Raw genomic sequence first — 13,417 nt, 5'->3', positions numbered from 1 at the left:
ACAATAGTTATTATTGCCAGACTTTTCCATCCCCTTTCACTCCGAATCCTTACTTGACATGAACGATAAAGACAACGAATTGCACGACAATAAAGACCAGAGCCTGCGCGACGATATCCGCCGCCTCGGACGACTGCTCGGGGATACCGTCAGAAATCAACATGGCGATGTGGTGTTCGATTTGATCGAGCAAGTACGTCAGAATTCGATACGTTTTCGTCGCGAGGCCGATCCGGCCGCGCGCGCCGAACTTGAAGCCACGCTCGATGGCTTGAGCAATGATCAAACCACGCAATTGATACGCGCATTCAGTTATTTTTCGCATTTGGTTAATCTGGCGGAAGATCAGCACCACATCCGCCGCACGCGCGCCCACTTGATTGCCGGTTCCGCACCGCGTCGCGGTAGTCTGGCGCATACGATAGGCGAGTTGTACCGCAGCGGTCACAGCACTGAACAATTGCGCAGTTTTTTTCAAACCGCCCAAGTCGTGCCGGTACTGACGGCCCATCCTACCGAAGTACAACGCAAGAGCATACTCAATTGTCAGATGGTGATCACGCGTCTGCTCGACGAGCGCGACCGCATGCAATTGACGCCGGAAGAATCGGCCGCCAATGAAGAGGCGCTGAGCCGCGCCATACTCACGCTGTGGCAGACTCGGATGCTGCGCACGGCCAAATTGTCGGTGCTCGATGAAGTGGAAAACGGTCTGAGTTTTTACGATTACACTTTCTTGCGCGAATTGCCGCAGTTGTACGCCGGCCTCGAAGATTTATTAGATAGTCAGGATGCCGATGCTGCCTCGACCGAACTGCCAAGCTTCATGAAGATGGGTAGTTGGATAGGCGGCGATCGCGATGGCAATCCCTTCGTTACCGCCAGCGTGCTGGAAAAAACTTTGGCCATGCAAGCGACTCGAGCGTTCAAATTTTATCTCGACGAATTGCATACCCTCGGTTCGCAATTATCGATGGCCAGCTTGCTGGTAGCCGTTTCCGATGATTTGCTGGCGCTGGCACAGCGCTCGCCCGATCATTCGCCGCACCGCTCGGACGAGCCGTATCGACTCGCCATCAGCGGCGTGTATGCGCGCTTGGCTGCCAGTTATACCGAGTTGCTCGGGCTCTTGCCGACCATCGCCGCGAGTGGCGTGGCTGCGCCGTATGCCACGGCCGAAGCCTTGGCGGCCGACCTCGATATCATTCATCATTCCTTGGTCGCGCACGGTTCGGCGGCCTTAACCCGTGGTCGTCTGCGTCATTTACGCCGGGCCGTGAGGGTGTTTGGCTTTTCGCTCGCACCGGTCGATCTGCGTCAAAATTCCGATGTCCATGAACGCGTGGTGGCGGAATTGCTGCAGGCCGCCGATCCGACCATCGATTACCTCGCTTGCAATGAAGAGCAACGCATCGCCTGTCTGATTGCCGAGATCAGCAATGCGCGTCCGCTGGCTTCGCCTTACCTCACGTATTCGGAAGAAACCCAGTCGGAATTGGCGATTTACCGCGCCGCTGCCACGGCCCAGCAACGCTATGGCAAAGCGGCAGTACCGAATTGCATCATCTCGAAAGCCGATGGTGTGTCCGACATGCTCGAGCTGGCCTTGCTGCTCAAAGAGTCGGGCTTGCTGCATCCGGCCGAAGGGCGTCTCGATGTCAACATCATTCCGCTGTTCGAAACCATCGGCGATCTGCAAAACAGTGCGCCGGTGATGGACCGTTTGTTCGGCATTCCGGCTTACGCACGCTTGTTAGCCAGTCGCGACAATGCCCAGGAAGTCATGCTCGGTTACTCCGACAGTAATAAAGATGGCGGCTTCCTGACTTCGGGTTGGGAATTGTATAAAGCCGAGCTCGATCTGGTGCAAGTGTTTGCGCGTCACCAAGTTCGACTGCGTTTGTTTCATGGTCGCGGCGGTTCGGTCGGTCGCGGCGGCGGCCCAAGTTATCAGGCGATACTGGCGCAACCGGCCGGTGCCGTGCAAGGGCAGATACGTCTGACCGAGCAGGGTGAAGTGATCACGGCTAAATACGCCAATCCCGAAGTTGGTCGCCGCAATCTCGAAGTCTTAGCGGCCGCGACCATGGAAGCGAGTTTGCTCTCGCACAGTGAAGTGCCGCCGCGTCCTGAATTTCTCGCAGCGATGGAAGAATTGTCGGATCATGCATTCAAAGCCTATCGTGCCTTGGTGTATGAAACCGCGGGCTTTGAGCAGTATTTCTGGGAATCGACCGTCATTTCTGAAATCGCCGGCCTTAATATTGGTAGCCGTCCCGCTTCACGCAAAAAATCGACCGCAATCGAAGATTTGCGCGCCATTCCTTGGGTCTTCAGTTGGTCGCAATGTCGCCTGATGTTGCCGGGTTGGTTCGGTTTTGGTGCTGCCGTAGAATGCTATGTGCAAGCCCATCCGCTCGATGGCTTGGCGACTTTGCAAGCGATGTTCAAAGAATGGTCATTCTTTGCCACCGTGCTCTCGAATATGGAAATGGTGCTGGCCAAGAGTGATATCGGCATTGCCAGTCGTTACGCGCAATTGGTCAAGGATGAAGCCTTGCGCGCGGCAATTTTCCCGCGCATCGAAGCCGAACATGCCGCTACCATCGCTGTGCTCAAAGCCATCTCGGGTCAGGATGAATTATTGGCGGCCAATCCTTTGTTGGCGCGTTCGATTGTCAATCGTTTCCCCTACCTGTCGCCTTTGAACCATGTACAGGTCGAATTATTGGAACGCTTCCGCAATGGTGACACCGATGAGCGCGTGCGTCGCGGCATACACTTGTCGATTAATGGGATTGCTGCCGGCCTCAGAAACAGCGGTTGATTTAAGGCAAATTAAGATCTGGCGAATTATGCGTATACTGGCGCTTTCTTCTCTTTCAGGTACAGCATGCCACAGCAATTGCTAGGAGTAGTAGGGTGGTCGGGCAGCGGCAAGACCACCTTGCTGGAGTTTCTTGTGGCGCAATTATGTGCCAAGGCGATCAGTGTCAATGTGGTCAAACACAGTCATCACGATATCCACATCGAGCCGCCGCACAAAGACAGCGCCCGCCTGCGCGCCGCTGGGGCGGTGGAAGTGATGTTGGTGTCGCCCTACCGTTACGTGATTGCCCATGAATTACGCCAGCAAGCCGAGCCCAGCTTGGCAGAACTATTACCGCGTATGCAAGATGCCGACCTGATACTGGTAGAGGGCTACAAATGGGAAGTCATGCCGAAACTCGAAGTTTATCGCTCTGTGCTTGGCAAGCCGCAGATTTTCCGTTCTGATCAGCACATTCTGGCTGTCGCCTCCGATGATGCCCGGCCCGATGATTTGCCGGCCGGCTTGGTCTGGCTAAATTTGAATCAGCCTGAACAAGTGCTGGCTTGGCTGCTTGCTGCACTGCAAAGTGGAAATTTAAAAAAATTATCACAACCGGGCTAAAGAAGTCCTGTTTTCCTGCCGTTAACGAAACAGATGGATCAGGAGAATTGTCATGGATATCACAGGAATTGCTAACGTAGCAAGCACGCTGGCGGAAGTCGGTACCAGCCAAGCTGTCAGTATCGCTGTTTTGAAAAAAGCCAATGATATGGCCACCGAGACCGCAACGGCCTTGATCGACGCCATCCCTTCCACCAACCCAGTCTCGAATCTGCCGGCCCACTTGGGGCGCAATATCAATACTACGGCTTGATTGTATAGCGCCGTCCCATCGTTCTCGTAGGTAGCTCAGGCGCCTAGTCCGATTTTGGCTAAAAGTGTTGCCTTGGCCGGAATTTTTTCTCACTGTTCTGGGCGGCAACCAGCATCAGAACCGCAAAGTTGCCGCTGTTACTGAGAACGTATATACTTCCTTCATCCATTTTAATAGGCTGGTACTATGTCCAAAGAAGCCATTTTTACGATGAAGCTTGAGCCCGAGCTGCGTGCTGATTTCATGCAGGAAGCACAGGCGATACACCGCTCCGCGCCTCAAGTCGTGTGTGAGTTGATGCGCGAATTCGTTCAACGTCAGCGCGAAGTGCGTAAATACGATGAATTTCTCGCGCGCAAAGTAGCTGCTGCTCGCTCCTCAATGCACGCTGGCGTTGCTCACTCCAATGATGAAGTTGAAGCCATATTTTCTGCTCGCCGTGCGGCCGTGAATGCTTGAGTATGAGGCTGGTTTGGACGCCTGAAGCACTGCTTGATCGTGACGATATCTGGGACTATATCTCAGCCGACAATCCGCGCGCGGCCGCCCGTATGGATGAACTGTTCAGCGATGTGGCGGCCCGATTGGTCCATCACCCTCAACTGGGGCGAGCAGGGAAAATACCGGGAACCCGCGAGGTGATAGCGCATGAAAGCTATCGTTTGGTCTACGAAATCAGCGACGAAACAGTATGGGTGTTGGCCTTGGTTCACACTGCACGCTTGTGGCCATTGGAGCGTGATTGAGCGCACTGAACCGAAGCATAACGAAATGGAGTGAGTTTTTCTGCTGAGCGACTGATTTCATTGTAAATTTTAGTGCCATTGATGATGTGAATCGCATTATCAATGGCATTTTTCATGGCATTGAGAGAAAAATGAAAAATTATTATCGCCTTATGCTGGGCAAACAAAGTATGTATGCCGAACGCTGTTTTGCCGGCAATTTCATCGGCGTTGATTTTGATGTCAGGCAGAATTTGCATGATTCGCTGAGCGAAGAGTGGCGTGAATTCAATAAGCATTTTATTCCAGTTTTTTTGGCGGCGCATCCTGGTAAAACTCGGATCGGTGCCGGGCTGGCTTGCGGTTTTTTGTGGACGGTAGCGAAGGGCATAAGTAGCGGCGATATTGTGCTGTGCCCTGATGGGAGTGGCGCATATCGAATCGGTGAGGTCAGTGGCGGTTATATCTATGCACCCGACGAGATCCTGCCGCACCGGCGGCCGGTGGTCTGGTTCAATACTCGTATCGAACGCAGTGCAATGAGTGATGCATTGCGTAAATCAGCCGGCTCGATCGGTACGGTTAGTGAGGTGACGCGTTACCGTGACGAGCTTGAACAATTGATCGGCGGAGTGGTCAGCATACAGCAAGTGCTCAGCGGTGCGGAAGACCCTGGTGCGTTTGCACTCGAGAAGCATCTCGAGGATTTTCTGGTGCAAAACTGGGCGCAAACTGAACTGGGTCGGTCGTACGATATTTATGAAGAAGATGGCGAGCGGGTTGGACAGCAATATGCTTCCGATACCGGGCCGATGGATATATTAGCCATTAGTAAGGATAAACAATCTTTGCTGGTGGTGGAGCTCAAGAAGGGCCGTGCCAGCGACGCGGTGGTCGGACAGGTGTTGCGCTATATGGGTTTTGTTCAGGAGGAGCTGGCCGAGGTGAATCAGATTGTCAAAGGTGCCATTATTGCGTTTGATGATGATGCACGTATTCGCCGCGCACTTTCAGTCGCACCGAATGTGAGTTTTTATCGGTATCAGATTAGCTTTAAATTGTTGAAGTGCTAGCCGTAATGCTGAACGAGTCGATGCGCTTTCTTCATAGAGTGTAGCAAAAGGGTTTTCAGTCCGGATCATTACCTCAGCCGACCATCACGTCATATGCGATAGTCTCAAAAGCATGCTGAAATGATATAGCTTATTAAGCGCGGAAACCGATAGGATGCTTCCCGCTGACCTCGATTCCTCGCCGAACACACCAAATACCGCTACCCTACGCGCTTTCCAGAACAGAATCCATGATTTTCCTCAAGCAAATTTTGTGCTGATCAGCCATAATCTCAGCCTGTTATTTGTGAGAGGAATTGATGATGAGCACGCCTATCTGGGGCTGGTCCGAGCGACTGAGTCTGCATTACCAGCCCATGGATGCTACCCATGAAGAATTTGTCAGCCTGTGCGCGGCGTTGTTGTCAGATGACCCGGCCAGCTATCTGACGCGGCTCGATGCGCTGATCGCCCACAGTGTGATCCATTTTGCCCAGGAAGATCAGTGGATGGTGGCGCATGACTTTCCACCGGCCGGCTGCCATCAACGTGAGCATACGGCGGTACTCGAATTGATGAGCGAAGTGCGCGCGCGCGTGGCGGCCGGTGATGAGGAGCTTGGGCCACGGCTGGCGGAAGAGTTGCCACATTGGTTCGAACACCATGTCGACACCATGGATAACATGCTGGCCCGCTTCATGGTTGGCTTAGAGCAAACAGCCTGAACGCCGGAGGTCGGCCGTTCAGACGGCGACGACGCTGATGCGGATGTCGCCGATCTGCACCACTTGGCCGGCGCGGATTTTGGCAGTTTTGCGCGTCTCTTGTTGCCCGTCAACTTTGACATCGCCGCTGGCGACAATCATCTTGCCCGCGCCACCGCTTTCGCACAGGCCGACCAGTTTCAAGAGCTGATTTAATTCAACGAATTCGCCTTCCAGGCTGAAGCTGAGTTTTTGCATCATGTTTCCTATTGAAAATTCAAAACAGCCGAAGCATACACCAGTGGCGCGGCCTTGGGCCGAATCCTAAAATATCCTTGAGGCAAAATTTGCGCAGATTAAATTATTTTTTCGAATGCCTGTAAGTTTGTTGCGCGTGCTACGACTATTTGAGGTAATTTATCATTTGTTTCTCGTTGGCCAGGTGTTAATGCCCTGTTTTGATGAGAAATTACCCGCACCGGGCCCTATTATGGCTTGGTAACAGTCGAGCATCCGGCCAGGCCGGATCTATTTTGGAGAGCACAATGAACAATAAAGCCCTGATCGCCGCAGCACTCGTTAGTTTGGCAGCAACATCGATGGCCATGGCCGCAGAACCGGCTAAAACGGAAAAATGCTTCGGTATTGCCAAAGCTGGTCAAAATGATTGCGCGACCAAGACCGGTAGCCATTCTTGTGCTGGCCAAGGTAAAAAAGACAATGACGCGGCAGAATGGAAAAAAGTACCAGCCGGTACTTGTGAAAAAATGGGCGGCAAAGTTGAAGCAGCCAAAGCCCCAGCCTAAGTTTCATTGATGTCGGCGCGCGCCTTGCCTCCATCTGCCCTCGCCTTGGGAGTAGGGATAGGCTTGCGCGCGCAGCATTACCGTGAATTTTCTGCCGGCTCGGTGGCAGTGGACTGGCTGGAAGTGCATTCGGAAAATTACTTCGGTGCCGGTGGCATCGATTTGTTTATGCTCGAACAGTTACGCCGCGATTATCCGCTCAGCTTACACGGTGTTGGTTTGGGGCTGGGTTCGGTGCACGGCTACGATGCCGCTCACCTGACGCGCCTTAAGCGACTCGCTGAGCAAGTCGAACCGGCCTTGATTTCCGAGCATTTATGCTGGGGAGCCCTAGCCGGGCGGCATCTTAATGATTTGTTGCCACTGCCATTGATGAGCGAAAGCTTGGACTTGGTGTGTCAGCGGGTCGATGCGATGCAAACTCTGTTGCAACGCCAAGTCTTGATTGAAAATGTCTCGACCTATGTGCGCTTTGCTCAAGATCAGATGTCGGAAACCGAATTTTTATGCCGCCTGGTACAGCGCACCGGTTGCGGCATTTTGCTTGATGTAAATAATCTCTATGTCAATCAGGTCAATCATCGTGAAGATGCCCTGACTGCTTTGCAGTTGCTGGCGAGCATGCCAGCCGGAACAGTTGGCGAAATTCATTTAGCTGGCCATCTCGATGTTGGCCATTGCTTGGTCGATGACCATGGTAGCCGAGTGGCACCAGCCGTGTGGCAGTTGTTTTCCAGTGCTTGTCACTTGCTTGGTAGCGACATCCCTGTGTTGATCGAATGGGATACCGAAATTCCTGCTCTTTCCGTGTTAGTGGAAGAGGCGGCTAAGGCGGCGCAATGCCAAGACTTGACACGAAAGCGCGTAACATGAACTCTTTGGCCAGCTTGCAGAGTCAATTTGCCGCCGCCTTGGCGGCACCGAAGGGCTGGCCTGATTCCTTGCTCGCTACGCCTATGCTGGATGAACGCTTTGCTTTCTATCGCGGCAATCAACATGCCGTACAGCTCGCGGCTTTGCGCCATGCCTACCCGGTCGTGGAGCAACTTGGCGGCGCAGAATTTTTTTCCGGCATGGCGCGCGCGTATGCCCACAGTTTTCCTTCACAATCGGGTGACTTGCATGAATTTGGTCTTGCTCTGCCGCAGTTTTTGCGTGCGCATGCCAGCGATTATCCTTATTTTGCCGATGTTGCCACGCTTGAGTGGCAACTGCAGTGCGCTTACTATGCCGAAAACAGCCCCACTCTGAGTCTGACAGACTGCCTTGCCCAAGCAGTTGTAGCCGGCAGCGCTTTGGATAGCGCGCGCTTGCTGCCGCATCCGGCCGCCAGCTTACACCACAGTGCCAGCGCTGCCATCTCGGTGTGGCAGGCGCATCAAGGAGCCGGCACGCGCACGCTCGAGGCCGGCACGCTGATGCAAGCTTGTTATGGCTTGGTAACCAGGACCGACTGGCGCGCCGGCGTGATCGCGCTGGATTTGGCGCACTACCGGGCGCTCCAAGCCTTGTTTGCCGGTCACAGCGTCGCGGCAGCCTTGGAAGTGTTGCTGGAGCACGAAGCGGCAGCCGATGTCGGCGCGGCCGTGCGTCAGTGGTTTGATAGCGCGGCATTTACCAGTGTGCGGTTCACAGACTGAGATGCAAGTCGCTTGAGTCGAATCAAATAGTTTTCCTTTGCCTGTAAGTTAAGCTTTTTCGTTTCGACTGATGTACTTCGATGCTCATGTTCTCATAGCGACGCTGTCCGCTCTGCGAGATTAATTTTCTGAAAGTACCTATGAACTATTTTTTCCGCCTGCATGCCCAGTCTTTACGCTGCGATCAATTGCTGCAAAACTGGGGGATGAGTCTGTTGAGCCTGTTTTTGCGGCTTTATATCGCTTGGCAATTTTTTAAGGCCGGATTGATTAAAATTGCCGATTGGCAGTCTACCTTGTCCTTGTTCCGCGAAGAATACGTAGTGCCGGTTTTGCCGCCGGAATTGGCTGCGCTCATGGGCGCTGGCGGAGAATTATTTTTCCCGCTGCTGTTGGCAGTCGGCTTGTTTTCACGTCCGGCTGCGTTGGGCTTGTTCATGGTCAATGCCATGGCGGTTATTTCTTATCCGCAATTGTGGATGTTTGAATGTCCGGCAGCGATCAATGACCATTTTTACTGGGGTCTGTGTCTGCTCGTTTTAGTCTTGTCCGGCCCCGGGCGTTTCAGTCTTGATGCGCGACTGAGCCGCCCGCGCTGAGCGGCGGCTCGTGCCGATTTCAATCCGCGCTTGCTTCAATTTGTTGCCGGTACAAAGGCTTGAAGTGCCGCCTCGAAATCAATGAGGGCGATACCTAAGCGTGGATGTAAAGCGTTTAACAGCGGCACATCACGGCGCATACCGGCTTGTTCCAAATCGATACTGAGCTGGCTCAGCGCGTCGATGCCAAGATTGGCGCTCATGCCATGAATTTGATGCGCGAGCGCCGTGATGCCACGATAATCGCGCGCCTCAATGGCGCTGGCAAGTGCCGGCAAAATTGGCTGCATGGTGCTCATAAACAGCGCCAGAATTTCGCTTTGCGCGGTTTGGTCGGCCCCGAACATATCATGCAAACGGCGTTGTATGGAAGTCCATTGTGATGATTGCTGAATGGCAAGCGTTGCGGCATGGCTGCCAGTCGACAGATACAGCGTCAACATGGCCGCTAAATCAGCGCGGTTGATAGGCTTGGACAAATAATCATCCATGCCGGCGGCCAGACAAGTCGGTTTTTCTTCTGCCATGGCATTGGCGGTCAGGGCGATGATAGGAATATGGCCGCCGCGCGCGCGTTCGGCCGCGCGAATCTGGCGCGTCGCTTCGAAGCCATCCATTTCCGGCATATGGCAATCCATCAGTATCAGCGCATAGTCTCCTGTTGCAAACATGGTAAGGCCTTGGCGGCCGTTATTGGCCAGCCCGGTCGCGTAGCCAAGTTTTTCCACGATGTTGACGGCGACTTTCTGGTTGATCAAATTGTCTTCCACGATTAAGATTTTTGTCTGCGGCAGTACTGCCACGCTGAGCGCCAGTGCTGGCTCAGGCAGATCGCTTTGCTCTGCGAAGTTGCTGTGCGGCAGCGCGGGCGTGACGCGGTCCAGGCTGTGGCCAAGTAATGCACAGGCATCGAATAAGCTGCCGTGCCGCAGCGGGGTGCGCAATTGCGCCGCGAAGACGAGCTGATCGTGATTGCTTTCATTGGCATCGGATAGCAATACGCAAGCGAAAGCCGGCTGGTGCGTGCGTAAATAGCTGCTGATGCGGGCACCGGCACCATGCAGCGCTTGATCTTCAATGATGCCCATCCGAATTTCCGGATGGGCTGCCAGTGCGCTGATGAGATCGTTCGCACTGTTGAGCAGCACAGGGACGGCACCAAAGGAGCGTAGGTAGCTGACCAGCATGCGCGATAAATTCACGCTGCCAGTCAAGACGAAGACGGGGTAGGGCTGTGCCAAGCGGCGTGTTTCTGACTGCGCCGAACGTTGGCTCACCAGCAATGGCAGTTCAAACCAAAAGTGCGAGCCGCTGTTGTTGCTGCTCACCCCGATTTCACCCTGCATCAATTCGACCAACCGTTTACAAATCGATAAACCCAGACCGGTACCGCCGAAGCGACGTGTGATCGAACTGTCGGCTTGCATGAACGGCGAGAATAAAGATGGCAACACCTCGGCCGCGATGCCGATGCCGGTGTCGTGGATGTCGAAGCGTAACATGGCGGGCTTACCGGGGCGGTCTGTGGCGCAGACTTCGATCAGCACTTCTCCCGCTTGGGTGAATTTGATCGCGTTACCTATTAAATTGAGTAAGATTTGGCGCAAGCGCCCGCCATCGGTGCAAATCAGCGCCGGCAAATTCGGGTCGATCAGACTGATCACACGCAATTGCTTACGCCGCGCGCGGTCGGCCAAAATTTCCACGCTCGCTTCAACCACGCTCAGTAAATGGCAGTCGCTGATGTCGATGTGCATCTTGCCGGCTTCAATTTTGGAGAAATCGAGAATGTCGTTGATGATGGCCATCAGGGCTTGGGTCGATTCATCGATGATTTTGATAAATTCCCTTTGCTGCTCATCGAGTGCCGTATCCATCAGTAGCGTGGTCATACCAATGACGCCATTCATCGGCGTGCGAATTTCATGGCTCATCGTAGAGATAAAGACACTCTTGGCTTGATTCGCTTGTTCCGCGTTGATTTTGGCGCGCTCCAGTGCCGCTTCAAATTGATCACGCGTACGCATTAACCAATGCAGTAACAGCGAGCACAGCAACACAAACAAGGCCAGTGCGATGCCGGTCCATTTCAGCTTGCGCGATTGGTCTGCCCACAGCGCGAGCGCGTAGCTTTCCGACATGGCTGTGATAGCAACTACTGGGTAGCGCCGCGGTGTGCGGAAATTGATCACATAGGTGTTGCTGTTAAAGTAGCTGTCGGCCTGACTCAGGTGCAGCGTTCCAAACTCTTGCTCATTGCGCAGTGCGGTAAACACTTCCATTGAGGGATAGCTCTTGCCGAGTTCGAATTGTTCATTCAGCGTCGTGCTCAAGACTTTGCCTTTGTAATCGAATATCGTGGCGAAATTCACGCCCGGGCCCAACATGCCGCTGAAATCATTGAGTAGATACTGAGGGTTGACGATTGCGAGCATGACGAATTCGCGTTGACGGATACGGACTTGCTTGGCAAACGGCAGGCAATGGCTAGCGCTGCCGGTCTGCGCGACGATCTTGCCGGCCCGATCGAGCTCATTGATGTCGCGCAGGAAGACCGGCTGTCCCGCCTCCAAGGTCGTGCTCAACACGCTGCCCAAGCCGAGTTCGGCCAGTTCGATATGGCGGCCGGTTTCGCCGGGAATCGAGCTGGCCAGCACGCGACCATTTTGGTCGAGTAGAGAAATTGACCGTAAATAGGTCGAATTGCTGGCCGTGGCTTCGAGAATCTGGCGAATCTGAATATCTTCCAGTGATTGCTCGCCAGCTTGGTTATTGAGCAGGCCAGCGATCACATTGAGCGAATTATCAATCGAAGACAGGGTGCGGGTGAGGTGGCTTTCCAGCATTTTTGCCAGTAATTCGCCTTGTGTATTATTCGCTTGTAAAGTCAGTGCCTGATCACGCTTGAGCAACAATTGAGTGACCAGCAAAATGAAGGCGCAAAACAAGAGCCCGAGAGCGATCCAGATGGGGAATTTTTTCAAGCGGAGCATGAAATGCCGGGTCGGTGCCATATTGTGCTGTTTATTGTGAAAGGGCGATGGCATCGAGTTGGTGCTTGCTGGCGAAGGCCGCCAGTCGGCCATTTTTCTTGATCTCGGCGACGAAACGGTTTAGCCGCGCCAGGAAAATTGGATCGCCCGGAGCGATCGCATACGCATAATCCGTCAAATTGTAGGGGCGGGGTGGGGCGATGATGCGCGCCCAGTCGGTGCTTGCCAGCACGCGTCGGCTGTAGGGGTAGTCGGTCATGAAGGCGTCGGCACGACCCGATTCGACTTCCTGCTCACGCGTCATGGGGGCACTGACCAGCAGTAATTTTGCTTGTTTGATTTTTGCTTGCATCACCGCGACCATCACCGTGCCGTTTTGCACGGCAATAATCCGGCCCGGTTTGTCGAGATCATCCCAGTTTTGTACCGCATTGCTGTTTTTTGAGATAACTGCATACATATCGCTGCGCAAGTAGGCTTGCGTGAACTGCAGTTTGGCCGCCCGCGCCGGCGTCACGCCGACGGCATGCATGGCGATGTCGCACTCGTCATTGAGCAGTTTGTCGATCAGTTGCGGGAATGAACTATCGACATAGCGCAGTGTGACGCCGAGCTCTTGTGCGAGCGCGGCCGAGATGTCGATGTCCAAGCCCGATAAACTCTTGCTCTTGGGATTGCGAAAGCTAATGCCGTAGTAATCAGGCCATATACAGACGCGCAATTCTTTGCTGTGTAAGATTTTTGCCAACTTAGCGCCATTGGTTTGCGCGTGCAGATTGCCAACGCTGAGCCCCAGACTCAGTAACAGCAAGCAGCCAGATAAATACGGTTTCATACCTTACCTCAGAAAACAACGTCGAAAAAAAAGGGAGCAGCGCAGTTCGATAGCTCTGGCGGATGCTATGATTCAATGAATTTCTTAAAAGCAATATCTTCATACCTGCAGTGTGGCCAGAATATATATTTATACGCAATTAAAATTTCGTTAAATCGGCGGTTATTTAATTTTTCACTACAATTTCTTGGTTTGGCAGCTTCGGCCGTCCCGCGCCTGTCTCAGGTTCACTTAGTGAAAGTTTTTTTAAGAAGGTTTACTCTAGAATTGTATATATAACTATTCAGCAATGTTTGTGGGTGCGATACTACTTGTAAGTTTTTAGAACGCTCGTGCCTTTCTTTTTTTTGGGTACCCACAGTTCTGCAACTTGACAA

The 13,417-nt window shown here is 53.4% G+C and carries 14 protein-coding genes; 11 read left to right on the top strand and 3 right to left on the bottom strand.

Annotated features, from left to right (window positions below; translation table 11 throughout):
• The first annotated feature begins 58 nt into the window (after positions 1-58).
• From ppc to QN359_RS08335, 7 genes are all read left to right on the top strand, one after another.
• A complete protein-coding gene (ppc, locus tag QN359_RS08365) occupies positions 59-2,827 on the top strand; it encodes a phosphoenolpyruvate carboxylase (protein ID WP_322248984.1) in 2,769 nt (922 codons plus the stop codon).
• Positions 2,828-2,893: 66 nt separating this feature from the next.
• A complete protein-coding gene (gene mobB / locus QN359_RS08360) occupies positions 2,894-3,433 on the top strand; it encodes a molybdopterin-guanine dinucleotide biosynthesis protein B (protein WP_322248983.1) in 540 nt (179 codons plus the stop codon).
• A 52-nt stretch (positions 3,434-3,485) separates the two neighbouring features.
• Positions 3,486-3,686 (top strand): YjfB family protein, encoded by a 201-nt coding sequence (locus QN359_RS08355; protein WP_322248982.1) that lies wholly within the window; start codon positions 3,486-3,488, stop codon positions 3,684-3,686.
• Positions 3,687-3,872: 186 nt separating this feature from the next.
• Positions 3,873-4,145 carry an antitoxin of toxin-antitoxin stability system gene (locus tag QN359_RS08350; protein ID WP_322248981.1) on the top strand — a complete coding sequence of 91 codons (273 nt, stop codon included), beginning with the start codon at positions 3,873-3,875 and terminating at the stop codon, positions 4,143-4,145.
• Positions 4,146-4,147: 2 nt separating this feature from the next.
• Complete coding sequence (locus QN359_RS08345) at positions 4,148-4,432, top strand: type II toxin-antitoxin system RelE/ParE family toxin (RefSeq protein ID WP_322248980.1); 285 nt, start codon at positions 4,148-4,150, stop codon at positions 4,430-4,432.
• A gap of 131 nt (positions 4,433-4,563) precedes the next feature.
• Positions 4,564-5,484, top strand: a complete 921-nt coding sequence (locus QN359_RS08340; RefSeq protein ID WP_322248979.1) for an endonuclease NucS domain-containing protein — start codon at positions 4,564-4,566, stop codon at positions 5,482-5,484.
• Positions 5,485-5,786: 302 nt separating this feature from the next.
• Complete coding sequence (locus QN359_RS08335; protein ID WP_322248978.1) at positions 5,787-6,188, top strand: hemerythrin domain-containing protein; 402 nt, start codon at positions 5,787-5,789, stop codon at positions 6,186-6,188.
• 18 nt (positions 6,189-6,206) lie between these two features.
• Here QN359_RS08335 and QN359_RS08330 read toward each other — a convergent pair whose 3' ends face one another.
• Complete coding sequence (locus QN359_RS08330; protein ID WP_322248977.1) at positions 6,207-6,425, bottom strand: RNA-binding S4 domain-containing protein; 219 nt, start codon at positions 6,423-6,425, stop codon at positions 6,207-6,209.
• Positions 6,426-6,712: 287 nt separating this feature from the next.
• Here QN359_RS08330 and QN359_RS08325 point away from each other — a divergent pair, with 287 nt between their 5' ends.
• The 4 genes from QN359_RS08325 to QN359_RS08310 all read left to right on the top strand — a co-directional run bounded on the left by QN359_RS08325 (position 6,713) and on the right by QN359_RS08310 (position 9,212).
• Positions 6,713-6,973: a DUF2282 domain-containing protein gene (locus QN359_RS08325; RefSeq protein ID WP_322248976.1), complete on the top strand. Its 261-nt coding sequence runs from the start codon at positions 6,713-6,715 to the stop codon at positions 6,971-6,973.
• Between the two features lie 24 nt (positions 6,974-6,997).
• On the top strand, positions 6,998-7,846 hold the full coding sequence (locus QN359_RS08320; RefSeq protein ID WP_322248975.1) for a DUF692 domain-containing protein: 849 nt from the start codon (positions 6,998-7,000) through the stop codon (positions 7,844-7,846).
• Entirely contained in the window at positions 7,843-8,613 is a 771-nt protein-coding gene (locus tag QN359_RS08315) for a DNA-binding domain-containing protein (RefSeq protein ID WP_322248974.1), read from the top strand. Before QN359_RS08320 ends, QN359_RS08315 begins: the two co-directional genes overlap by 4 nt.
• A gap of 140 nt (positions 8,614-8,753) precedes the next feature.
• Positions 8,754-9,212 (top strand): DoxX family protein, encoded by a 459-nt coding sequence (locus QN359_RS08310; RefSeq protein WP_322248973.1) that lies wholly within the window; start codon positions 8,754-8,756, stop codon positions 9,210-9,212.
• Positions 9,213-9,247: 35 nt separating this feature from the next.
• On the opposite strand, the gene QN359_RS08305 is transcribed toward QN359_RS08310, so the two are convergent.
• Together QN359_RS08305 and QN359_RS08300 are read right to left on the bottom strand one after the other, a co-directional pair.
• Positions 9,248-12,205 (bottom strand): hybrid sensor histidine kinase/response regulator, encoded by a 2,958-nt coding sequence (locus QN359_RS08305; protein ID WP_322248972.1) that lies wholly within the window; start codon positions 12,203-12,205, stop codon positions 9,248-9,250.
• 31 nt (positions 12,206-12,236) lie between these two features.
• Positions 12,237-13,040 carry an ABC transporter substrate-binding protein gene (locus QN359_RS08300; RefSeq protein WP_322248971.1) on the bottom strand — a complete coding sequence of 268 codons (804 nt, stop codon included), beginning with the start codon at positions 13,038-13,040 and terminating at the stop codon, positions 12,237-12,239.
• Positions 13,041-13,417: the final 377 nt, after the last annotated feature.

The sequence above is a fragment of the Undibacterium sp. 5I2 genome (assembly GCF_035019605.1).
Lineage (GTDB): Bacteria > Pseudomonadota > Gammaproteobacteria > Burkholderiales > Burkholderiaceae_D > Undibacterium.
The sequence above is the reverse complement of the archived record's forward strand: the minus strand, read 5'-3'. Positions and strand labels throughout refer to the sequence as shown.